This window comes from Acaryochloris marina S15, from assembly GCF_018336915.1.
Taxonomy (GTDB): Bacteria; Cyanobacteriota; Cyanobacteriia; order Thermosynechococcales; family Thermosynechococcaceae; genus Acaryochloris; species Acaryochloris marina_A.
In genome coordinates, this window is sequence record NZ_CP064923.1 from 4,846,901 (window position 1) to 4,868,687 (window position 21,787).

General features: G+C 46.8%; 21 protein-coding genes. 12 read left to right on the forward strand and 9 right to left on the reverse strand.

Annotation, left to right across the window (positions count from 1 at the left end; translation table 11 throughout):
• Positions 1 to 15: 15 nt before the first annotated feature.
• Positions 16 to 2,970 carry a DNA polymerase I gene (gene polA, locus I1H34_RS22110; RefSeq protein ID WP_212663071.1) on the reverse strand — a complete coding sequence of 985 codons (2,955 nt, stop codon included), beginning with the start codon at positions 2,968 to 2,970 and terminating at the stop codon, positions 16 to 18.
• 306 nt (positions 2,971 to 3,276) lie between these two features.
• On the opposite strand from polA, the gene I1H34_RS22115 reads away from it, so the two are divergent.
• Together I1H34_RS22115 and I1H34_RS22120 are read left to right on the forward strand one after the other, a co-directional pair.
• Complete coding sequence (locus I1H34_RS22115) at positions 3,277 to 3,567, forward strand: outer membrane protein assembly factor BamE (protein ID WP_249369493.1); 291 nt, start codon at positions 3,277 to 3,279, stop codon at positions 3,565 to 3,567.
• A gap of 186 nt (positions 3,568 to 3,753) precedes the next feature.
• The gene (locus I1H34_RS22120) at positions 3,754 to 3,975 is read left to right on the forward strand and encodes a hypothetical protein (RefSeq protein WP_249369495.1); all 222 of its coding nucleotides are present in this window, start codon (positions 3,754 to 3,756) and stop codon (positions 3,973 to 3,975) included.
• 81 nt (positions 3,976 to 4,056) lie between these two features.
• On the opposite strand, the gene I1H34_RS22125 is transcribed toward I1H34_RS22120, so the two are convergent.
• Positions 4,057 to 5,217 carry a phosphoserine transaminase gene (locus I1H34_RS22125; protein WP_212666392.1) on the reverse strand — a complete coding sequence of 387 codons (1,161 nt, stop codon included), beginning with the start codon at positions 5,215 to 5,217 and terminating at the stop codon, positions 4,057 to 4,059.
• A 204-nt stretch (positions 5,218 to 5,421) separates the two neighbouring features.
• Here I1H34_RS22125 and I1H34_RS22130 point away from each other — a divergent pair, with 204 nt between their 5' ends.
• From I1H34_RS22130 to uvrA, 9 genes are all read left to right on the forward strand, one after another.
• Positions 5,422 to 5,715: a DUF3288 family protein gene (locus tag I1H34_RS22130; RefSeq protein ID WP_212663073.1), complete on the forward strand. Its 294-nt coding sequence runs from the start codon at positions 5,422 to 5,424 to the stop codon at positions 5,713 to 5,715.
• Entirely contained in the window at positions 5,715 to 6,218 is a 504-nt protein-coding gene (gene sixA / locus I1H34_RS22135) for a phosphohistidine phosphatase SixA (protein WP_212663074.1), read from the forward strand. Before I1H34_RS22130 ends, sixA begins: the two co-directional genes overlap by 1 nt.
• A gap of 88 nt (positions 6,219 to 6,306) precedes the next feature.
• Positions 6,307 to 7,443 carry a citrate synthase gene (locus I1H34_RS22140; RefSeq protein WP_212663075.1) on the forward strand — a complete coding sequence of 379 codons (1,137 nt, stop codon included), beginning with the start codon at positions 6,307 to 6,309 and terminating at the stop codon, positions 7,441 to 7,443.
• A 155-nt stretch (positions 7,444 to 7,598) separates the two neighbouring features.
• A complete protein-coding gene (gene nuoH, locus I1H34_RS22145; protein WP_212663076.1) occupies positions 7,599 to 8,717 on the forward strand; it encodes an NADH-quinone oxidoreductase subunit NuoH in 1,119 nt (372 codons plus the stop codon).
• 71 nt (positions 8,718 to 8,788) lie between these two features.
• Positions 8,789 to 9,391, forward strand: a complete 603-nt coding sequence (ndhI, locus tag I1H34_RS22150; RefSeq protein ID WP_212663077.1) for an NAD(P)H-quinone oxidoreductase subunit I — start codon at positions 8,789 to 8,791, stop codon at positions 9,389 to 9,391.
• 3 nt (positions 9,392 to 9,394) lie between these two features.
• Positions 9,395 to 9,991: an NADH-quinone oxidoreductase subunit J gene (locus I1H34_RS22155; RefSeq protein WP_212663078.1), complete on the forward strand. Its 597-nt coding sequence runs from the start codon at positions 9,395 to 9,397 to the stop codon at positions 9,989 to 9,991.
• A gap of 43 nt (positions 9,992 to 10,034) precedes the next feature.
• A complete protein-coding gene (nuoK, locus tag I1H34_RS22160; protein ID WP_012162654.1) occupies positions 10,035 to 10,340 on the forward strand; it encodes an NADH-quinone oxidoreductase subunit NuoK in 306 nt (101 codons plus the stop codon).
• 82 nt (positions 10,341 to 10,422) lie between these two features.
• The gene (locus I1H34_RS22165; protein WP_212663079.1) at positions 10,423 to 10,986 is read left to right on the forward strand and encodes a rhomboid family intramembrane serine protease; all 564 of its coding nucleotides are present in this window, start codon (positions 10,423 to 10,425) and stop codon (positions 10,984 to 10,986) included.
• Between the two features lie 61 nt (positions 10,987 to 11,047).
• Entirely contained in the window at positions 11,048 to 14,056 is a 3,009-nt protein-coding gene (gene uvrA, locus I1H34_RS22170) for an excinuclease ABC subunit UvrA (protein ID WP_212663080.1), read from the forward strand.
• 175 nt (positions 14,057 to 14,231) lie between these two features.
• On the opposite strand, the gene I1H34_RS22175 is transcribed toward uvrA, so the two are convergent.
• The 7 genes from I1H34_RS22175 to I1H34_RS22205 are packed head-to-tail and all read right to left on the reverse strand — an operon-like array spanning position 14,232 to position 19,955.
• Positions 14,232 to 15,032: an SDR family NAD(P)-dependent oxidoreductase gene (locus tag I1H34_RS22175; protein WP_212663081.1), complete on the reverse strand. Its 801-nt coding sequence runs from the start codon at positions 15,030 to 15,032 to the stop codon at positions 14,232 to 14,234.
• Positions 15,025 to 15,333, reverse strand: coding sequence for a YciI family protein (locus I1H34_RS22180; protein ID WP_212663082.1), 309 nt, complete (start codon positions 15,331 to 15,333; stop codon positions 15,025 to 15,027). Before I1H34_RS22180 ends, I1H34_RS22175 begins: the two co-directional genes overlap by 8 nt.
• A gap of 36 nt (positions 15,334 to 15,369) precedes the next feature.
• Entirely contained in the window at positions 15,370 to 16,065 is a 696-nt protein-coding gene (locus I1H34_RS22185) for a TauD/TfdA family dioxygenase (RefSeq protein ID WP_212663083.1), read from the reverse strand.
• Positions 16,066 to 16,089: 24 nt separating this feature from the next.
• Positions 16,090 to 16,929 carry an HAD family hydrolase gene (locus tag I1H34_RS22190; protein WP_212663084.1) on the reverse strand — a complete coding sequence of 280 codons (840 nt, stop codon included), beginning with the start codon at positions 16,927 to 16,929 and terminating at the stop codon, positions 16,090 to 16,092.
• 2 nt (positions 16,930 to 16,931) lie between these two features.
• On the reverse strand, positions 16,932 to 18,239 hold the full coding sequence (gene aroA / locus I1H34_RS22195) for a 3-phosphoshikimate 1-carboxyvinyltransferase (RefSeq protein ID WP_212663085.1): 1,308 nt from the start codon (positions 18,237 to 18,239) through the stop codon (positions 16,932 to 16,934).
• A gap of 10 nt (positions 18,240 to 18,249) precedes the next feature.
• A complete protein-coding gene (locus tag I1H34_RS22200; protein ID WP_212663086.1) occupies positions 18,250 to 19,071 on the reverse strand; it encodes a formylglycine-generating enzyme family protein in 822 nt (273 codons plus the stop codon).
• Positions 19,072 to 19,097: 26 nt separating this feature from the next.
• On the reverse strand, positions 19,098 to 19,955 hold the full coding sequence (locus I1H34_RS22205; protein WP_212663087.1) for an esterase/lipase family protein: 858 nt from the start codon (positions 19,953 to 19,955) through the stop codon (positions 19,098 to 19,100).
• Between the two features lie 403 nt (positions 19,956 to 20,358).
• Between I1H34_RS22205 and I1H34_RS22210 the strand changes: the two genes are divergently transcribed.
• Complete coding sequence (locus I1H34_RS22210; RefSeq protein ID WP_283250037.1) at positions 20,359 to 21,591, forward strand: FAD-dependent oxidoreductase; 1,233 nt, start codon at positions 20,359 to 20,361, stop codon at positions 21,589 to 21,591.
• Positions 21,592 to 21,787 lie beyond the last annotated feature (196 nt).

The following is a 21,787-nucleotide window of genomic DNA, read 5'->3' on the forward strand; positions in this document are numbered from 1 at the left end:
AAGCGGATAATAGTGCTATTTAGCCTCCATCCAGTTGGCTCCAGTATGAACTTCAGCTACTAAGGGGATACTCAAAGGGAGAGCCATTTCCATCGTGGTTCTAACTTGCGATCGCACATCCTCCACTTCATCAGGCGGTACTTCCAACACCAATTCATCATGAACCTGCATTAACAGCCGACTCTTATAGGGTTCTAGAGCAGCTTGGAGCTGGACCATGGCAATTTTAATCAGATCCGCACTAGATCCTTGGATGGGGGCATTAGCTGCAGCCCTCAACAAGCCCCGATCATAGCTACTCATTTTGATGTCGCTCAGATCAACCTCTGCCATCTCTTCTAGATCTTTGCCGCGATATTTCTTGAGGCCCCGACTATCAAACTCAAAGTAACGGCGGCGTCCCAAGATTGTTTCCACATACCCTTGGCTGATCGCTTCCCGCTCCATCCGCTGCAAATAGGCAAAGACCTCTGGATAGCGATCGTAAAATCGCTGAATAAAGTCTTTAGCCTCGCTATATTTGACTCCTGCTTCTCGGGCAAACCGATGGGGTCCCATCCCGTAAATCACACCAAAGTTGATAATCTTCGCCAACCGTCGTTCTTCTGCCGCAATCTCGTCTTTTTCCAACAGCAATTGGGCCGTCAAAGTATGAACATCCTGGCCATTACGATAGGCCTCTAGCAGGCGAGGCTCTTGGCTGAGGTGGGCTAGAATACGCAGCTCAATTTGGGAATAATCCGCTGCCATTAAAATCCAGCTCGATTCAGGAATAAAGGCAGCTCGGATTTTGCGGCTAAATTCAGTCCGAATCGGAATATTCTGCAAGTTGGGATTGGAAGAGGACAGCCGTCCCGTCGCAGTCACCGCCTGATTAAAGTCCGTATGGATGCGGTGGGTATCTGCTCTAACCAAAGTCGGCAAAGCATCCACATAGGTCGACTTGAGTTTGGCTAAAGTTCGGTATTCCAACAACACATCGATAATCGGATGATCGCCCTGGAGTTTTTCCAAGGTGGCGGCATCTGTGGAATACCCCAGCTTGGTCTTACGAGACTTTTTGACATCCAGCTCCAAGCGGCCAAACAGAATTTCACTTAACTGCTTAGGTGAGCCTAAATTGAAGATTTCCCCTGCCAGCTCATAAGCCCCTGCCTCCAATCGCTTTAGATCCGTATCCAATTGGGTGGATAGGGTTTGTAGATAGTCTTGGTCGATACGGACTCCCGACGTTTCCATCACCGCCAGCACTGATTCCAGAGGCAGTTCCACCTCCTGAAACAGGCCATGCAGTGAGGGAATCGCAGCCAGTTCAGCTTCCAGCTTCTCCCTCAGCTGATAGGTAGTGAATACATCCAACCCACAATATTCAGCCACTTGCGGAATAGATAAGTCGGCAATAGTTTGCCCCTTTTTGACCAATTCCTTATAACTTTTCGCCGTTATTTGGAGATAATTCCGAGATAGATCTGTAAGGTTATGGCTGCGCTCTGGGTTCAACACATAGCTGGCCAACATGGTGTCAAACACAACACCCCGAATCTGAATCCCCTGGAACTGGAACACTAACCGATCAAACTTGGCATTTTGAAACGCCTTGGGATAGCTATCACTTTCCAAAATGGGACGTAATCCTGCTAGAGCCGTTTCTAGATCTAAGTTGTCGCCCTCTTTATGACCTAATGGAATATAAGCAATGGATTGTTCATCTCCCTGCCAACAACAGCCAATGCCAACGAGATGGGCATCCCGAGGGGAAAGACTATCGGTTTCTGTATCCCAAGCCACGGGCTGAGAAGCATCTGTGTAAGCCTCCAAGAGAGTGACTAACTCTGCCAATTTGGCGGGAGTATCAATAATCCGAGGGACAAGCTGGGGGGGTGGAGGGGTTTGAGCTGCATCCGTATCTTCCGCACTAAAAAACCAGGTGTCATCTCCATCATCAGCCGTTGAGGGAGTGGCCGTAGCGGCAGGTGGAGCAATAGCTTCTCCGCCAAACTGCTTCTGAAGTTGATTGATTTGGCGCAGGAAAGACTGGAATTCTAGCTTCTCCAAAACGGGAGAGACCTTATCGGCAGTGAAGCCTTTTATCGCAAAGTCTTGCGGTCCAACCTTTAAAGGCACATCCAAAACAATGCGAGCCATAAATTGAGAATGATAGGCAGCCTCTTTCCCCGTCACCAGTTTTTTCTGAACGGCCCCTTTGATTTGCTCAACAGAGGCGTAGACATTGTCGAGGGTGCCATATTCAGCCAGCAGCTTAATGGCGGTTTTATCGCCAATCCCTTTCACCCCTGGAATATTATCGGATGAGTCACCACAGAGGGCCTTATAATCCACAATCTGCTCAACCGTGACTCCCATCTTTTCCTGGACTTCGGTTGGACCAAATGACCCCGGTTCTGCCCCACTACGAGAGGCTGCACTATAAATATTGCTCATATAAAGAATACGAACACGATCATCAGGCTGAACCAGCTGAAATAAATCGCGATCGCCACTCAGGATCTTCACCTTAAATCCCTGCTGGCTCGCCTGATAAGCCAACGTGCCCAACACATCATCGGCTTCATAGCCAGGCTCGACAACAATAGGTAAATCCATTGCGGTCAAAAGTTCTTGCAGATTTTCTAGGTCAGGGATGAAGTCTTCTGGCGTTTCGGCTCGGTTCGCTTTATAGGTTTCATCGGCTTTATGCCGAAAGGTAGGTCCCCCCAAGTCAAATGCAATCGCTAAATAATGGGGTTTCTCCCTTTTCAATAAATCCAATAGATTCTTGAGAAACCCATAACAGACACTCGTAGGAATACCCTTAGAGGTTCGTAATCCACCTTCTCGGCCTTTGGCAAAGGCATAGTAAGCCCGAAAGGCGAGGGAATGTCCATCGACCAAAACCAGGGTGGGTTTGGAGTCTGCGCTTGCAGAAGACTGAAGTGCAGCGGGTGCTTGGGAAGTGGAAGTGGGAGTCATGACCCTATTGTACGGATTTACCAGGCTTTATCCGTGATATACAAGACTTTCCAATCTATTCCTCATCCAGCAAACTTCCATTCCTGCTGACTCAAATGGGTCCCCACAACCTTGAAAAGAACAATCCTGAACAGGGAACCATAAGCGAAGCCTATGGTGTTTCGTTGTTTTTGCAGCATTATCCTCATGGCAGCTGAAGAAGATGGGGCAGTCGAATACAGGTTCATTTCTATGAGGTATGTCATTGACCATCATGGATGGCTGAAAAACTTACGTCTCATAGATTAAACAAGGTCCAAAAAAACTATGGCAAGACATAAAAGCCTCACTTATCTTGGCAGTCTGATATTTGCATCCTTACTCCTCATCAGCTGCCAAAATAAAGCGCTGGTTAACAAGGAGAAATACGAACAGCTCAAGTTAGATATGTCCTATGAGGAAGTCAAAAAAATCATGGGCAGTCCCGGAGAGGTGAAGAAGTTTCCAGAGCAACCCTCCACAGAAACGACCTATATCTGGAAACAAGAGGATTCTTCTTATCGCATTCTCGTAACTCTCAAAGATGGGAAAGTCGGCAGTTTAGTGGATATCAAATAAAATTCTAGATATTGGTGCCTTTTACCTCTCCTGCAATGATTGATAACAGGGGCGAACTAGTCGTCGATATTAGCAGCTTCACCTTACGATGCAGACTACGATATGGCCTATGTTTACTGTGTCGATGAGGCCAAGAATTATTGTTTTTCCCTCTCAAGATTTCCTAATTCTGAACATATTGAAGTAATGGTCCTTGACCAGCTGGTGAGTCACGTCGATGATTTGACGATGTCTGTAACTCGCAAATTGATGACAGCCACGTTAGATGAAAAGACTGCTACATCTCTGGATGGATATCAGCACTATGACCTTCAATTTGAATTGACTCCCCCAGAGATGACTCGTCTCATTGATAGCCTTCAACAAATTTTTGCTGGGAAGTCAGGATTATCGATTGATGCTACTTGAAATATGGGAGTGTTGGACTAAAGCAACGCTCCCATATTTCAACTTGATAAATGTAGAAAATAAGCAGACAACCGTTTCAGATTAACCGTGGCTTGATTTCATCTGTTCATAAGCCCAATCTAACCAAGGAGTCAACGCTTCAAGATCAGCTGTATCTACTGTGGCTCCACCCCAAATTCTTAGTCCTGGAGGTGCATCACGGTAGGAACCGATATCATAAGCAACCTCTTCCTTATCTAGCAAAGTAGCTAGCTGCTTTGCGCCTTTGGCCTGGTCTTCAGCAGCGAGGGCTGTATACCAAGGATCAACAATTTTGAGACAGATAGAAGTATTGGAGCGGGTGGCTGGATCGACGGCAAGGAAATCCACCCAATCTGTTCGATCAACCCAATTAGTTATCGCAGTCAGATTTGCTTGAGAACGGGCGATTAATGCCGATACGCCTCCCAAACTCTCCGCCCATTTCAACCCATCTAAGGCATCTTCCACACAAAGCATGGAAGGAGTATTAATAGTTGCACCTGTAAAAATGGCTGCATTCAGCTTGCCTTTTTTCGTCAACTGAAAAATCTTGGGGAGAGGCCAAGCCGGGGCATAGGACTCCAACCGCTCTACAGCCCGAGGGCTAAGAACCAACATACCGTGGGCGGCTTCTCCACCCATGACCTTTTGCCAAGACCAGGTGACCACATCCAGCTTGGACCAGGGAATATCCATGGCAAAGGCGGCGGAGGTGGCATCCGCAATGGTGAGGCCCTGGCGATTATCCAAAATCCAGTCACCGTTGGGAACTTTAACCCCAGAGGTGGTGCCATTCCAGGTGAATACAATGTCGCGATCGCAATCCAGTTTCGACAGATCCGGCAAGTGACCATACTCGGCCTTGGTAATGTTGCAATCCGGCAGTTTCAACTGCTTTTGCACATCCGTAACCCAGCCAGAGCCAAAGCTTTCCCAGGCCACCATTTCAGTACCCCGAGCCCCCAGGAGAGACCACATGGCAATTTCCACTGCGCCCGTATCGGAGGCAGGGACAATTCCACAGAGATAGTCTTCAGGAATGCCTAAAATTGCTTTCGTCCGATCAATCACCTCTTTGAGGCGGGCCTTACCCGGACCAGACCGATGGGAGCGTCCCACCAACGCATTATTCAGGGCTTCCAGATTCCAACCCGGACGCTTGGAGCAAGGGCCTGAAGAAAAGTAGGGACGTTGAGGACGTTGGCTAGGTTGGGAAGTCATATAAAATTTTACGTCGGGGTCAGGACTATCGAGTTGCAGCAAAACTTGGGCAGCTTGGCCCATAGCTTACTGAATGAAGTTAATTAGTCTAAGCTGCTTCGTCCGGGATCCAGCGTTCCGAATTATTTTTTTAAGATCTGGGAAGGCCTAAGGAGGTCGCTGGTAAACTTAAATCCTTCATGAGTCACATTCGGTCGATATTCCATGGCGCCAGAGAATAGCCTCAAGGATCAACGTCATCCGCAGCAAGATCGCGATCGCAACACTCTTAATCGCCTGCTGCGAGAAGAGCCCAATGCCCTCAACTGGGCTGAACTAGCTCGGCTACGCATTCGCTATGCCGGATTTCCAGGAAGTCGAGATATTCAAAAAGATCTGGATAAGTTACTAGAGAAATGGGGCGTCACCGAAGCCCAACTTTTCGAGAAAACCCGCGAAATTCACGCCACCCAGAAAATTTACACGGTTCGGACCAATAAAAAAGAAGACTGGACCTAATGGCGCAGCCTCTGAAGCTCTATTTCATTCGTCATGGAATTGCCGAAAAGCGACAGTCCCATCTCCCCGACAAGCAGCGAACATTAACCTCTAAAGGTCGACAGAAAACCCAGAAAGTGGCCCAGCAACTGCAAACACTGGGAATCAATTTTGACTATTTGCAAACCAGTCCTCTAGTACGCGCCCACCAAACCGCTGAGATTATCCAGCAACAGGGACTCATCAGCGCCATCCATGTCTCTGGTTTATTGAGTCCCGAAGGAAACTGGCAAGACTGGCTGAATTGGTTTCAGAACTGGCGAAAACAAGGTTTGAAGCATTTAGCCTTGGTCGGACACGAACCTAACTTGAGCGCATGGGCAGAAATCTTAGTATGGGGGCAACCCCGTCAGCAACTGGTTTTGAAGAAGGCTGGTATGATTGGACTACTCTTGCCAGAGCATCACAACCCTGTGGGGCAAAGTACCCTGTTTTGGTTGACTGCTCCAAAATTGCTGTTTTAGAGCCAATACACTCCTTCGCCCTGTCCAGCTCCCCCCTCAGTTCACCCAGACAGCTTGGCGATATATTCATCTTCATCTGAGAGACACTATGGTCGCTTGTGAATTTCAACCCGGTTTAGAAGGTATTCCTGCTGCTCAATCCCAGGTCAGCTTTGTCAATGGTCAAGTGGGTCAATTGGAGTACCGTGGTGTTCCCATTGAAGCCCTAGCGGACAACAGCAGCTTTCTCGAAACGGCTTATCTATTGATTTGGGGTGAATTTCCTAAATCAGATGACCTGCACACCTTCCAGGAAGAAATCACCCACCATCGCCGCATCAAATATCGCATTCGGGACATGATGAAGTGTTTTCCCGAAAGCGGTCACCCGATGGATGCGCTACAGGCATCTGCTGCAGCCCTAGGGCTGTTCTACTCCCGACGGGCCTTAGACGATCCCACTTATATTCGGCAGGCCGTGGTGCGGTTACTGGCAAAAATCCCGACAATGGTGGCGGCATTTGAGCATATTCGTAAGGGGAATGACCCCGTTCGGCCACGAGATGATTTGAGCTATGCCGCTAATTTTCTCTACATGATGAATGAGCAGGAGCCCGATCCCTTTTTGGCCCAAGTATTTGACACCTGCTTGATCCTGCACGCCGAACATACGATGAACGCCTCCACCTTCTCGGCTCGGGTCACAGCCTCCACCCTCACGGATCCCTATGCCATTGTGGCCTCAGCGGTGGGCACCTTAGCAGGTCCCTTGCATGGAGGAGCCAATGAGGAAGTGATCACAATGTTGGAGGAGATCGGCTCGGTTGAGAATGTCCAGCCTTTCTTGGACGAGAAGCTAGCCACCAAATCGAAAATCATGGGATTTGGGCATCGAGTCTATAAGGTCAAAGATCCCCGAGCTAAGATCTTGCAAAAATTAGCCGAAAAATTATTTGCCAAAACCGGTGGTGATCCATCCTATGAGATTGCCCTAGCCCTGGAAACAGCAGTGGCCGAAAAGTTGGGGAGTAAAGGCATTTACCCTAATGTTGATTTCTACTCCGGGTTGGTTTATCAAAAGCTGGGAATCCCCACCGATTTATTTACGCCCATATTTGCGATAGCACGAGTGGCAGGCTGGTTAGCCCACTGGCGAGAGCAGCTGGAAACCAACCGAATCTATCGCCCTAGCCAGGTTTACATCGGCGAACATAGCCTTTCTTATATCCCCCCGGAAAGTCGTTAGGGCAGACATTGACTAGAATCAATCCTTTTACTAAACCCTAATTGAACCGGATGTCAGACCATGAAGTTATTCGCCAAGAAACTCTCCTAGGCGTATATACTGGTTTAGGCATCAAGAAACTTTACAAATCATATATTCAGTAAGAACGGGCGGCAATGAACCCAGGTATTGATCTTGAACAACGCTTCGTTGAAAATTTGATGGAATTGGGGTTAACCCCCGGTGTCGCCAAAACCATTTGGCTCCCAATCCCCATGTTGTTGATGATTATCGGTGCAACGGTGGGTGTGCTGGTTTCGGTTTGGCTAGAGCGAAAAGTTTCAGCGGCAGCTCAGCAACGAATAGGCCCCGAATATATTGGACCGTTGGGTATCCTAGCGCCAGTGGCAGATGGCATCAAACTTGTCTTTAAAGAAGACATCGTGCCCGCAAATACTGACCCCTGGCTCTTTACGTTAGGTCCCATTCTGGTCGTTATTCCCGTATTTTTCTCCTATCTGATTGTCCCGTTTGGTCAGAATATCCTGATTACAGACCTGGGCATTGGCATCTTTTTCTGGATTGCACTATCCAGCATTGCGCCGATTGGTCTGTTAATGGCGGGATATTCATCCAACAATAAGTACTCTTTGATAGGTGGGCTGCGAGCGGCTGCTCAATCGATTAGCTACGAAATTCCACTAGCCTTGGCTGTATTGGCTGTGGTGATGATGTCCAACAGCCTCAGCACGATTGAAATCGTTAATAAGCAGTCGGGCTATGGCATTCTCGGCTGGAACATTATTCGCCAGCCCATTGGGTTTATGTTGTTCTGGATTGCCGCCTTGGCGGAATGTGAACGCCTGCCCTTTGACTTACCCGAAGCGGAAGAAGAATTGGTGGCGGGTTATCAAACTGAATATGCAGGCATGAAGTTTGCTCTGTTTTATTTGGGGTCCTACGTCAACCTAGTGCTGTCTTCGATTTTGGTAGCGGTCCTCTACTTTGGAGGTTGGGACCTTCCCATTCCAGCAACGATGATTGCGGACTGGATTAATGTCGATCCCAATAATGCCATTTTTGAATTGGTGACAGCAGGCTTAGGCTTGGTGATGACCTTGCTAAAAGCCTATTTCTTTCTATTCCTAGCTATTTTGTTGCGCTGGACCGTTCCTCGGGTCCGCATTGACCAGCTTTTAGATTTTGGTTGGAAATTTTTACTGCCTGTGGGATTGGTGAATCTCCTTCTCACCGCCGGTCTGAAATTAGCGTTTCCTTTTGCCTTTGGTGGATAGGCTTAAGGCAAATTTTCTAAACTGTAAATTAGCGCCAACCTTCATCTGCCGACATCTGAGAGTGAACATCCATGCTCAAGTTTCTAAATCAAGTCACCAGTTACGGGAAAGAATCTTTCCAAGCTGCCCGTTACATTGGTCAAGGTCTAGCAGTGACCTTCGATCATATGAAGCGCCGCCCCATTACGGTGCAGTATCCCTATGAGAAGCTCATCCCTTCCGAGCGATTTCGCGGTCGCATTCACTTCGAGTTTGATAAGTGCATCTCTTGCGAAGTCTGTGTCCGAGTGTGCCCAATTAATCTTCCCGTAGTGGATTGGGAATTTAACAAAGAGATCAAAAAGAAGCAGCTCAAGCACTACAGTATTGACTTTGGAGTCTGTATTTTCTGTGCCAACTGCGTGGAATACTGTCCCACGAACTGCCTCTCAGTCACAGAAGAGTATGAGCTATCTACCTTCGACCGCCATGAGCTGAACTTCGATAGCGTGGCGATGGGACGCTTGCCCTATAAAGTGACGCAAGATCCAATGGTCACCCCCATTCGCGAATTTGCCTACTTACCAGCATCAGAAATTGACGGTCATAACGTTGACCATACGGCACCGCGAGCTGGGCAAACGCCAGCTGAGATTGTCGCTAGCACACCGCAACCAGAAACCAAGGAGGGCTAATCAGTGAATCTAGCAGAAGGGGTTCAGCTAGTCTCCCTAATTATTTTGTCTGTGATGATGCTCGGAGCTGCTTTAGGAGTGGTTCTATTTGAGAGTATTGTCTACTCAGCGTTTACCCTGGGTGCGGTATTTATCAGCATTGCGGGTCTTTACATTTTGCTAAATGCTGACTTTGTGTCGGCAGCCCAAATCCTCGTCTATGTGGGTGCGGTGAACGTCTTGATTCTGTTTGCGATCATGCTGGTTAATAAGACAGAAGAATTTAAACCATTACCCAGACGCTGGATTCGTAAGGTTTCTACCGCTTTTGTGTCCTTGGCTCTGTTCACACTGCTAGCAACAATGGTCCTGCAGACCAATTGGCCAGTGGATGTAACCCTAACGCCTCCTGCTTCCTCTGTGGAAACCATTGGTATTCATTTCTTTACGGATTATTTGTTGCCCTTTGAATTGGCTTCCATTCTCTTGCTGATGGCTTTGGTCGGCGCAGTTGTCTTAGCCCGCCGGGAAACCATTATTGGCGAGGAAACAGCCATTGTGGGAGAAGAACCAGCTCCAGTGTTGGAATTACCAGAGCGTCCCAAAGAGCCTATTGCTTAGCGCTTGATACCTTTTAAGTCTTGGAGAATTTCAGAGAATCCCTATGAACCTTGAGTTCTTTTTACTCTTAGCAGCTGCCCTCTTTTGCATTGGCATCTATGGCCTAGTGACTAGCCGTAACGCAGTTCGGGTATTGATGTCGGTGGAACTATTGCTGAATGCCGTTAACTTGAATTTAGTGTCCTTCTCCAACTTTTTGGATGGCCAAAACATTAACGGTCAGGTGTTTACAGTATTTGTAATCACCATTGCAGCGGCTGAAGCAGCAGTTGGTTTGGCCATTATCCTCTCCATCTACCGCAACCGTGACACAGTCGACATGGAACAGTTCAATTTGCTGAAGTGGTAGTAGGCCATCTCATCTTTTAGGCAAGAGTGGCGATTTCACCACTGAGCTGATTATGCTTGAGGTGTAGTGCATCGCAACCTGAATGAGAGATCAGCTCAAAACCCAACTGCAAATTTTAGGAGTCTGTGCGATCACACTTTGGAGCATTCAGCTTCTCAATTGGATCACGGATGGTTTTTTAATTCAGTTTGGCATTCAACCCCGTACCCTAGTCGGCCTACGGGGTATTCTATTTGCCCCCTTTCTCCACGGCAACTTCAGACATCTACTGGCAAATACTGCCCCCTTTTTAGTCTTGGGCGGTTTGGTCATGGTCCGCCGGATTATGGATTTTTTCTCCGTCAGTTTAATTGTGATGGTGGTGGGAGGCTTGGGGACCTGGCTCATTGGCGGCCAGAATACCGTTCATATTGGTGCTAGCGGGTTAGTGTTTGGTTACCTGGGCTATCTTCTGTTTCGGGGATACTTTGAGCGCAGCTGGCCCGCCATTACCCTGTCGGTGTTTGTAGCAATTGTCTATGGCAGTATGCTATTTGGTTTGTTACCCACAATGCCTCATATTTCCTGGGAAGGTCATCTATTTGGATTTATCGGGGGTGGAATGGCCGCTAAATGGCTCACCGTAAAACCCAAATCGGCAGGCTAATAGCCCTTAGAAGCTCACAAATTAGCGGTAGAATTATTAAGTAATTTTTCAAAATATTTCTATGCCCCGCCGTGCTGATGCTTCCAAACGAGAGAAAAAAGCAGCGGCCAGTCGTTCCTCCACTAATGGCCGGGTCAAGAAAGTCAAGATACCCCCAGAGCATCAAATTCGGATTCGAGGGGCTCGTCAGCATAACCTCAAAAATATTGATCTAGACCTGCCCCGAGATCAGCTAATCGTCTTCACAGGCGTATCGGGGTCGGGAAAGTCTTCCTTGGCCTTTGATACTATTTTTGCGGAAGGGCAGCGGCGCTATGTGGAATCCCTCAGTGCCTATGCTCGACAGTTCTTGGGCCAAGTCGACAAGCCAGACGTAGACGCCATTGAGGGGCTGAGTCCGGCCATTTCCATCGACCAAAAATCCACCTCCCACAACCCTCGATCCACAGTGGGTACGGTGACAGAGATTTACGACTATCTGCGTTTGCTCTATGGACGGGCGGGGGAGCCCCATTGTCCCCATTGTGAGCGCGCCATCACCCCCCAAACCATCGACCAGATGGTGGATCAGGTTATGGAACTGCCAGAGAAAGCACGGTTCCAAATTCTGGCTCCGGTTGTGCGCGGCAAAAAAGGTACCCATAAAAAATTGCTCTCTAGTCTGGCTGCCGAAGGATTTGTTCGAGTTCGGGTGAATGGCGAGGTACGAGAACTGAGTGATGCCATTGCCCTAGATAAAAACTTCAAGCATGACATCGAAGTCGTGGTGGATCGCTTGGTCATGAAGCCAGGGATTGAAGAGCGATTAGCGGATTCCTTGTCTACAGGACTGCAGCGGGCCGAGGGCATCGTTATGGTGGAGGTATTGCCCCCACCCTCCGATAATGTGGTGCCCATTACTCAGGCAAAATCTCTTAAGGTTGCCGAAGCGGAAGGCAGTTACAGCGACGACACCCAGCCCAAACTCTCTGTGTTTTCTGAAAATTTTGCCTGTCCCGAGCATGGGGCGGTGATGGAAGAACTATCCCCACGCTTATTCTCCTTTAACTCCCCCTACGGGGCCTGCCCGGAATGCCATGGTCTAGGCAGTCTCAAGGTCTTTTCGGCAGATTTGATTGTGCCGGACCCCAATCTGCCCGTCTATGCCGCCATTGCCCCTTGGTCGGAGAAGGATAATACCTACTACTTCTCGCTGCTCTACAGCGTGGGGCAGGCGTTTGGCTTTGAGCTGCAATCAAGCTGGGCTGATCTGACGGATGAGCAACGCCATATTGTCTTACATGGCACCAAAGAGCCCATTTATATGGAAGTGGATTCTCGATATCGGGAATCGAAGGGCTATAACAAACGCTATGAGGGTGTGATTCCGTTGCTGGATCGGCATTATCGGGAAACGACCTCCGATCAGTATCGGCAAAAGTTAGACAAATACTTGATTCAGCAGTCCTGTGAAGTCTGCGGGGGCAAGCGCCTCAAGCCAGAAGCCCTATCGGTGCGCATGGGACAGTTCTGTCTCCCAGACTTAACAGGAGCTTCGATCCGGGACTGCTTGGAACGGATCAACGCCATGACTTTGAGTACTCGCCAAGCCAAAATTGGGGAGCTAGTACTGAAGGAAATTAAAGCCCGATTGCAGTTCTTGCTAGATGTGGGGCTGGATTACCTAACCCTAGATCGAACCGCCATGACCCTGTCGGGGGGAGAGGCTCAGCGCATCCGTCTAGCCACGCAAATTGGAGCGGGTCTGACGGGGGTTCTCTACGTATTGGACGAACCGAGTATTGGTCTGCATCAGCGAGATAATCATCGGTTGCTGCAAACTCTGACTAAGCTGCGGGACCTCGGTAATACCTTGATTGTGGTGGAACATGACGAGGATACAATTCGAGCAGCAGACTATCTAGTAGATATTGGCCCAGCAGCAGGGGTGCATGGCGGCGACATTGTGGTGCAGGGGGGCCTAGAAGATCTACTGGATAGTCGCGAATCCCTGACAGGGGCTTATCTGTCTGGGAAGCAGGTGATACCCACACCACCTGAACGACGATCAGGAAATGGCCGAGCGCTGCGCCTCCATAACGCCTATCGCAACAATCTCCAAAGCTTAGATGTGGAAATCCCCTTGGGTAAGCTGGTCTGCATTACAGGGGTTTCGGGGTCGGGTAAATCGACGCTGATGAATGAGCTGCTTTATCCGGCATTGCAGCATCATTTGGGCTTTAAGGTGCCGTTCCCCAATGAGCTAGATCGGGTTGCGGGTCTGAAAAGTCTGGATAAAGCCATCGTCATTGACCAATCCCCTATTGGCCGAACCCCTCGCTCTAATCCCGCCACCTATACGGGGGTGTTTGATGTGATTCGGAGCGTGTTTTCGGAAACGGTGGAAGCTAAAGCCCGAGGGTATAAACCTGGTCGGTTTTCCTTCAATGTTAAGGGGGGGCGTTGTGAAGCCTGCGGTGGGCAAGGCGTTAATGTCATTGAGATGAATTTCCTGCCGGATGTCTATGTTCAGTGTGAGGTATGTAAGGGGGCAAGGTATAACCGGGAAACGCTCCAGGTGAAGTACAAGGGCAAGTCGATTGCGGATGTGCTGGCGATGACGGCGGAGGAAGCCCTGAAGTTTTGTGAGAATATCCCCAAGGCAGCGAATAAGCTGCAAACGATGGTGGATGTGGGGCTAGGGTATGTACGGCTTGGACAAACGGCTCCCACACTGTCGGGTGGGGAAGCCCAGCGGTTGAAGTTGGCGACGGAGTTGTCTCGGCGAGCGACTGGGAAAACGCTTTATTTAATTGATGAACCGACGACGGGGCTGTCTTTTTATGATGTTCACAAGTTGCTGGATGTGTTGCAGCGGCTGGTAGATAAGGGCAATTCAGTATTGGTGATTGAGCATAATTTGGATGTGATTCGCTGCTCAGATTGGGTGATTGATCTAGGGCCGGATGGCGGCGATCGTGGGGGTGAGTTGGTGGCAACGGGTACGCCGGAGACAGTTGCGAATGTGGCTGAGTCTTATACGGGGCAGTATCTTAAGCAGGTGCTAGCTCTTCATCCTCTTGCCCAATGATCCTGATAAAACCAAAAGCATAATAGCTTCTAACCAGGTGTTTTTGCTAGCTGTGGAAGGTCTGAGTTGACCTTGTTGGGACATGGGGGAATAAGGAATCAACGCTTTGATTCCCCCAATCGAACTTAAGATGATGGAGGCGGCTGACTCCATCCTTAGCTGGACAGGGCCAAAATTAAATGCATGAGGTCTGTCCACCATCGACCAAAATTTCAACACCTGTCATCGAGGGTATGCAGCGTGCTCCAATAAACGCAACCAATCTTCCAATTTCTTCTGGATCAACAAATCGGCCAGTAGGAATTCGTAATTCTCGTTCTCTCAATACCTCCTCTCGAGCACAGCCTCGCATTCGGGCCTCCTCTTCTATGAGTCTTTCGATTCGTTTAGTTTTCGTGCTCCCAGGTGAAATAGTGATTACAGAAATGTTTTTATGAGCAAGTTTTTTTGCAAGCCCTTTTGAGAAATTAATAATGGCAGCATTAGCCATACTTCCAGGAAGAAAGTCTGGCCGGGGAGATCTCCCAGCACCACCAGCGATATTAATAATTGTTCCAGAACCAGACTCAACCAAATACGGAATTACCTCTTTTGCCATTCGAACATATCCAAATACCTTCAGTCTCCATGCTTCGTCGAAAACGCTAACATCAGACTCTGGAAACGCAGTCATAGGAGCAGATCCAGCACAGTTCACTAGTATATTGATCCGTTGAAACTTCTCCATTGCGAACGCTACTGCAGACTCAGAAGCATCCTTATGTGAAAGGTCGCATGAATAAATTTGAATAGAACGATTTGAGTAATAAGGAGTTGCATCAATGATTGCGTTTCTAGCACTATCAAGCCGTTTTTCATCTCTGGCCACAAGCAATACTTCTGCTCCATATCCGGCTAAAACCTTCGCACAGTGAAAACCTATTCCCGAACTGCCACCAGTGACAATTGCAGCTGATTGTGAAAGTCGATCAAACATTTGCATTCACACCTAATATTGAGTTTAATTCGGGTAACCAACTTCCCAGCTCAAACTCGATTATTTCGTACTCTGCAACTCCTGCAATGCAAAACGGATCCTGCCTAGCAATCTCTTCAATGTCATCAAAGCTTTTGCCAACCGCAAGAATTACTCCACCCGTTCGAGGCCACTTTCGTCCTGAGAGTAAAAATGTTTGCGTCCTATAGTTTTCCCGCAGATAATCAAAATGGCGTTTTACAATTCGATCGACTTCTTCCAGTGGTTTTATATATGTGAGCAGGATTAAATGGGCTCTCATGGAAGTGACCTCAATGATGGATATTTCAAACAGAAATCAATTCAACCTAGCTCGTCGTAGAATTCTACGACTTAAACCCGACAAAGCAGTTCTCCCATGGAGAACCCTATGATTTAGCAACCAAATTGCATCTCCAGTACGGAGATATACTTGCTGCGAATTTTGGATATCATTCACTGCAGTTTGGACCAAATTGAGCACATGATTGGCGAAGGGTGAAAGAGGCTTGATCGAGTATTTTGTGTCACTTCTAAACCTAATACCAATGCCTCCGGTTTCCTCAATTGGGAAGAATATACTCCCAGTCACCTCTACATTGGTAAATTTTTCACGGCGAGAGAAAACGAATAACGCACTTTCAGGGTTCTTAGTAGTAGAGGACACAATATCATAAATCGTATTTCCATCAACAATGGTGGTGACACCGTATCCATACTGATCAGATTGGACACATTGAAGCAGGATATGTTTTGGCGGAATTTGCTCAAACGTACCGTCAGTATGTGGTCTCATTTCACTAGCAGAGTATGCGATTGAGTTAGGACGAGTTGGGATGCATGGGTCAAACTTTACAAGACCAATAGCCTCTTCAAATATTCCATTCACACATACTCCAATTTTAGAGAGCAACCTTCGCAATGTCTCCTCACTCGTTCCAATTTCTCGAAACACATAAAAGCCTTGCTTAAGAAGACATTCAAAGCTTTCATTCCAACATAAAGCTTCATTCATGACTGTCTCCTTATGAACGAGAAACTAATGGGTTAATTCGAGAAAATGGTAAATCGCTTCTGCGACTCCAGAGTCATTGTTACTACCAACAATATGTTTAGCCACTGCCTTCAGTTCGGGTACGGCATTATCAACTGCAACCCCGAAGTGAGATTTTTCAACCATTTCTATATCGTTATACCCGTCCCCAATTGCCATGATCTTTTTTTGGGTGAGGCCCTCACTCTTCAAAGCATGAATCATAGAATCCCACTTTGATACAAACGGGGATGTGCACTCGATGTAACCTAGTCGGGTCTTGATTATTTTCAATCTGTTTGAATTGAACTCTAGTGCCTGCTTGTAGACAGTGTCTTCAAGAGGAGATTCTGTGTGAGGATTATAGTTATTTGATATTTCCAGTGGATATACGAAGAACTTGTGAAAATTTCTACAATCTAACTTAGTTAAGTCTGACCTATATTCAAATGTTGCTCCTGTCCGCTTCTTATAGTGATCTACCACCTTGTCATCAATCGTTGTCGTTGCGAAAATCGAATCATTTGAGAACAAGACAACATTATGGTTTCTAAGATCAAATTTATCTGTTAGGAATCGCATGTCAGAATAGTTCACGCATTCTTCATAACAAGTTGTGCTATCAGAAGAACGCAAAACCAATGCTCCGTTATAACAGACGAAATACGAAAAAAGTTCTTTTGACTCCCCAATAATTCGAGTAACAGCTTGTGGCATTCTACCGGTTGCAACTATTAAACAAACGTTTTGTTCATGAGCAACCTGCAATGCTGTTATATTTTCTTCAGAAATTTTGTTGTCGGAGTTTAAAAGAGTGTGATCTAAGTCAAGGGCAATGGCTTTCATTTTCATACCCTACACTGAAGTGTAGCTCCATGTTGATTTAGTATTTCAAGAAAGGAAGGAAAGCTCTCTTTATATTCCCCAGCATCTAAAATCTGAGTTGAACCATTTGCCACAAGCGCAGCGACTATCATGCTCATTTCGATCCTGTGGTCTTTTTCTGACTTAACAACACAACCCGCTAGTTTTTGCGGACCAACGACTGAAAAACCATCATTCCGTGGAGTGATTTTAGCTGAAAAAGGCGATAGAGAGGTAATAATTGAATCGATTCGATCAGTATCTTTTACGCGTAATTCAGCAGCATCTCTCACCGTAGTTGTCCCATGGGCTGCGAGTGAAAGTACGGCAAATATTGGGATTTCATCTATCATAGTCAATACTTGATCACTTGATAGCTCTATACCTCTAAGTTTAGAGTGCCTTACTCGGATATCGCCACATGGTTCACCAGCAATATTATATTGATCTTCAATTGATATACTTGCACCCATTTCACTAACCGCATTCAGCAAACCTATTCGACCTGGGTTCAAATTGACTCTTTCAATAGTTATGTCGCTTTCGGGAACTAGGATTGCAGCTGCAATAAGAAAGGACGCCGAACTCATGTCACCAGGGATTGAAACATTCAATGGATTTAATGTTGAGGGTCTAACGAAAATCTGCCCTGGAATCGATTCAATATTTGCGCCTTGGGCTCTTAATAGTCGGACTGAGTGGTCACGTATCGTTCCTTCATATGAAATTGTTGAATTGCTCGAGGCGTTTAATGCGGCGAGCAGTAACGCAGTTTGTAACTGCCCGCTCGAAACTGGCATCCTATAATCGATCCCATTCAATTGGCCGCCCCTCATATATACAGGGGCATGGCCGTTAGTCGTTTCAACTGTAGCTCCCATTAAGCGCAATGGGAGCGCCACTCTCTCCATCGGTCTTTGATTTAATACATTATCCCCAATAAGATACACATCTGAAGGAACTGCTGCTAAAGCCCCCATAAAGAATCGCATCGTAGTAGCAGATCTCTTGCAATCGACGGTAATTTTCGGCCGATTGTACTCTAATAATGGGCATCCAGTTATTTTGGCTGTTGGCGATCCCTCACTGTTTGTGAAAATTTTAATTGGAACACCAAGGTTGACAAGTACATCAACCATATGACGAGTTGTGTTGGCATCGAGGATATTTTCAATAACTGAATTACCTCTTGCAAAGCTTGCAAATAACAGAGCACGGTGTGATATAGATTTATCGCCTGGTAATCTGACTCTTCCGAGTAGAGGTCCTGACCTTTTTATCTCAATAATCATGTATTCATTCCTATGTCATGCGAGTTCTTAGGGCAATTCGAAATCCCGTGGCTTGTCCTCTGAATGTGATGAGATTTCGACAGCGGTATGCAGAATGAACATGCTCAACAGGTGCCTGCCACCCACTACCTCTCACCACACGTCGGTCTGCCTCTCCATTTGTTTCGATAGGATCTATTAGATTGCCATCTGCTCTTAACCGATATGCATAAGGATTCCACATATCAAGGCACCATTCCCACACATTTCCAAGTTGTGAGACTGTACCAAACGGACTAGAAACATGTGAGAATAAGTCTGAGTTAACTGGTTGTCCGGCTTTCAAGTCTTGACCGTACCTTGCAAGCTGAGAATTTGGCAATTCGTACCCCCAAGGATATGGTCTAGAATCTCTTCCCCTCGCTGCATACTCCCACTGAGCTTCGGTAGGCAGTGTTACGGTTGTATTAGATATATCTGAAAACCATTCACAGAAAGCAATAGCATCCTCCCAAGAAACGTAAGTAACTGGTACTGTATTATCTATTAATCTATCTGTAACAAAGGACTTAGGGTGATCACGCTTTGTTGAATCTAAGAATTGGACAAACTGATTAACAGTGACAGGATTTCTAGACATCCAAAATGTAGACAAAGCAACCCAATGCGGTGGTTGAGAAAAATGGAGATCAGCAAGCCCCATCTCAAACATTCCACCCTCTACTTCAACGAATTCCATTCCGGCAACACGTTTAATCTCAATCATCGATCGGGCAGCTGAGATAGTTGGTTGTGAAAACTCAATGCCAACCGGGTAATAATTCGAACCATCTGCCTTTTTCTGGCCCGCCACTTTTGGCGAATTGATTTGTAACGAGCCTAAGAAGGGTTTTGAATCAAATTAAGACATTCTTGAAGGAATAGACAGTGTGACTTGTATAGAGTCGCTTCCCGGTTCACAGGCTTGCAAATACTTATGTGATCTTCCTCTAGTGGAATTGCCTTTTCATGTGGAATGCGTGGCTCAGCACTTGTAGGATCAACAACAAGAAAACTGACCCCCGGGTTTATTGTGTGATTAAAGAAAGGAATCGTAATTCCTGGCTTAATCTTTTGTCTTTCGGCGAATGCACGACAAACCATTTTTCTGTTGCTAACTACTTTAAGAAATGCAGTGTGAAGCGAATTTAATTGACTACTGTGGTGCTGAAGTGCGGATACTTGTTCTGAAGTGTTTAACAGCAAACTAAAAAAATTTGCAAAGCTTGCCAAATTTGCCCCTGCATGTGGAGTTGCAATGAAACTCACACCTAAAACCTTTTCGCCGAGCAACTCCCACCTTGGGACATCCTGGGAAAATGCGTGAATTATCAACTGTTTTGCAACCAAACCACCTAAACTATGTGTAATGAAAATAATTGGCCGTGATCCTAATTCGCATGCCACCATTTCTTCGAGAATCGTGTCACCTAAATCCTCAAGCGGCATCGAATCCTTCACCCAAGCTGATATCGAACTGCTATACCCCATTGTCCAAATGTTTAGATTGGGAAAAGAGCGTGCGAGCCAATCTGGCCAGAATTTCTCAACATCTTGTTCATAGGCCCATGTGGTTTGGGAACCACCACCAAGGCCATGAATGAAAATCACATCAGCATCTATATCATTGTGGTGGGCCAACACTTCTGTTTCAAGTTTGAGACTTACTTTAGTTGCATCCACCAATTCTGTTCTCAAGGTTTACCCTCCGCTTCATAGGAACTTGCAAGCATTGGAGCATAAAATGTATCTTATCAAGAAAGTCTGGAAAGATTGGCTTCAACCCAGTGTTATGGAGATCTTCAGTTAAGCAAAGGCCTAAATCTCCAAACAAAGCTGCTTTCTAGCATATGGATTAAATGTGAACTGCAGAGCTATATGAGTACTACTACAATAAAGTAGACAACTTGCAGTCAAAACTCACAAAATAGTCGTCTAACGATCCGTATTTACACAACGACATGAATGATCTCAAACATCAATTTGGAGAACGAATATCCAAGTTTATGACAGAGATAAAATATCCAATTCAGTAAATCTTTAACTGTTTTCCTCACAAAGAACACGAGCATGATGCCTCCAATGTTTGGAGATAGAACAGTTGACATCTGATATACAATCCAAGAATCAGCCAGTAGACATCAACCTAAAGCACCCAAACTCCAACCTAAAACAAGTCGGAATCATCGGTGCAGGCCCAGCCGGACTAGCAACAGCAATCACCCTCAGAAAGCAAGGCATAGATGTCCACATCTATGAACGCGCCAAAGCCTTTCGACCCATTGGCGCAGGCGTCACCCTATCCCCCAACGGCATCAGAAGCCTAGCCGCCATTGATGCCGATATTGTCCAGCAACTTAAACAGCAAGGCTCACAACTCAATCGCTTCCGAATCAGAACCACTAGAGGATGGCCCATCCTCAACCAACCCGTCAAAGACGACGAATACGATCAGCCCTTCCTAGCCATTCGCTGGTTTAGCCTCCAAGAAATCATGAGGGCCAAACTCCCCCCAGAAATCCTGCATCTCAATCATCAACTCATTCACTTTGAGCAGACCCAGCAAGGCGTCAACCTGTCCTTTGAAAATGGCGAAACGGCAAGCGTTGATCTCCTCATTGGTGCAGACGGCATTCGTTCCGTCGTTCGTAAACAGCTCTTTGGCCTAGAAGACCCAGCCTATGGGGGCTGGATGACCTGGCGTGGTGTTCAAAAATATCAGCATCGTTTGCTCCCTCCTCACCACACCACCATTTTTGCCACAGGCGGCAAGAGCCTAATTCTTCTAGATAACGCTCAAGGTTACGTTTCTTGGGCATTGGAGATGGCCACTCCCACCGTTATTCGTTCCCAAAACCCCGAAGCAGCAAAAGCCCAAGTCCTCAAAGAACTCTCCAACTGGCATCCTGCCCTGCAAGAACTGATCAACCTAACAGATGCAAATACGATCGTTGAAAGACCCGTTTGCGAACCTATGATCTTGCCTAAATGGAGCAAAGACAGAGTTACCCTAGTCGGGGATGCCGCCCATCCCATGGCCCCCTTTTTAGGACAGGGCACTAACACCACTTTTGAAGATGTGTTGGCACTGTCCACCTGTATCTCCCAACAGGAAACTCTAGAAGCCGTTTTAAAAAAGTACGAAGCCAGTCGTATAGAACGCGCCCATATCATTCAATATCGGACGATGTTTTCTGCAGCTCAAATGCGTAACCCTTTTCTGCGACCCCAATGGTTTAAGACACCATTAGGAACAGTGCCCAACCAAGCCAAAGTCAGTGAAAAAGCGTTTTCAGATTGGCTGTATCAGTATGATCCAAGCGCCCAAACTTAGCCGAGAACTGGAACGAAATACTCTTAATTCAAAGGCCAAAGGGCATAGGCTCAGATCCATTCCAGGAATCCAGCTTTATTCCCTCTACTATCAGTCCTTAAACAAACAAAAATAAAGCGCCCCCGGAGGAGCACTTTATTCAAATTAGATTCTCAGTTTAACTGAGGTTCAACCTTTAATTCAGAACTAAGTTAGT

What these genes read in the sequence shown, in the direction of transcription:
- I1H34_RS22180 (WP_212663082.1), bottom strand. Translation starts at nt 15,333, where the DNA reads ATGAGAGCCCATTTAATCCTGCTCACATATATAAAACCACTGGAAGAA.
- I1H34_RS22165 (WP_212663079.1), top strand. Translation starts at nt 10,423, where the DNA reads ATGAGAGATCAGCTCAAAACCCAACTGCAAATTTTAGGAGTCTGTGCG.
- uvrA (WP_212663080.1), top strand. Translation starts at nt 11,048, where the DNA reads ATGCCCCGCCGTGCTGATGCTTCCAAACGAGAGAAAAAAGCAGCGGCC.
- nuoK (WP_012162654.1), top strand. Translation starts at nt 10,035, where the DNA reads ATGAACCTTGAGTTCTTTTTACTCTTAGCAGCTGCCCTCTTTTGCATT.
- I1H34_RS22185 (WP_212663083.1), bottom strand. Translation starts at nt 16,065, where the DNA reads ATGAATGAAGCTTTATGTTGGAATGAAAGCTTTGAATGTCTTCTTAAG.
- ndhI (WP_212663077.1), top strand. Translation starts at nt 8,789, where the DNA reads ATGCTCAAGTTTCTAAATCAAGTCACCAGTTACGGGAAAGAATCTTTC.
- I1H34_RS22120 (WP_249369495.1), top strand. Translation starts at nt 3,754, where the DNA reads ATGGTCCTTGACCAGCTGGTGAGTCACGTCGATGATTTGACGATGTCT.
- I1H34_RS22190 (WP_212663084.1), bottom strand. Translation starts at nt 16,929, where the DNA reads ATGAAAGCCATTGCCCTTGACTTAGATCACACTCTTTTAAACTCCGAC.
- nuoH (WP_212663076.1), top strand. Translation starts at nt 7,599, where the DNA reads ATGAACCCAGGTATTGATCTTGAACAACGCTTCGTTGAAAATTTGATG.
- polA (WP_212663071.1), bottom strand. Translation starts at nt 2,970, where the DNA reads ATGACTCCCACTTCCACTTCCCAAGCACCCGCTGCACTTCAGTCTTCT.
- I1H34_RS22115 (WP_249369493.1), top strand. Translation starts at nt 3,277, where the DNA reads ATGGCAAGACATAAAAGCCTCACTTATCTTGGCAGTCTGATATTTGCA.
- sixA (WP_212663074.1), top strand. Translation starts at nt 5,715, where the DNA reads ATGGCGCAGCCTCTGAAGCTCTATTTCATTCGTCATGGAATTGCCGAA.
- I1H34_RS22125 (WP_212666392.1), bottom strand. Translation starts at nt 5,217, where the DNA reads ATGACTTCCCAACCTAGCCAACGTCCTCAACGTCCCTACTTTTCTTCA.
- aroA (WP_212663085.1), bottom strand. Translation starts at nt 18,239, where the DNA reads ATGATTATTGAGATAAAAAGGTCAGGACCTCTACTCGGAAGAGTCAGA.
- I1H34_RS22175 (WP_212663081.1), bottom strand. Translation starts at nt 15,032, where the DNA reads ATGTTTGATCGACTTTCACAATCAGCTGCAATTGTCACTGGTGGCAGT.
- I1H34_RS22140 (WP_212663075.1), top strand. Translation starts at nt 6,307, where the DNA reads ATGGTCGCTTGTGAATTTCAACCCGGTTTAGAAGGTATTCCTGCTGCT.
- I1H34_RS22130 (WP_212663073.1), top strand. Translation starts at nt 5,422, where the DNA reads ATGGCGCCAGAGAATAGCCTCAAGGATCAACGTCATCCGCAGCAAGAT.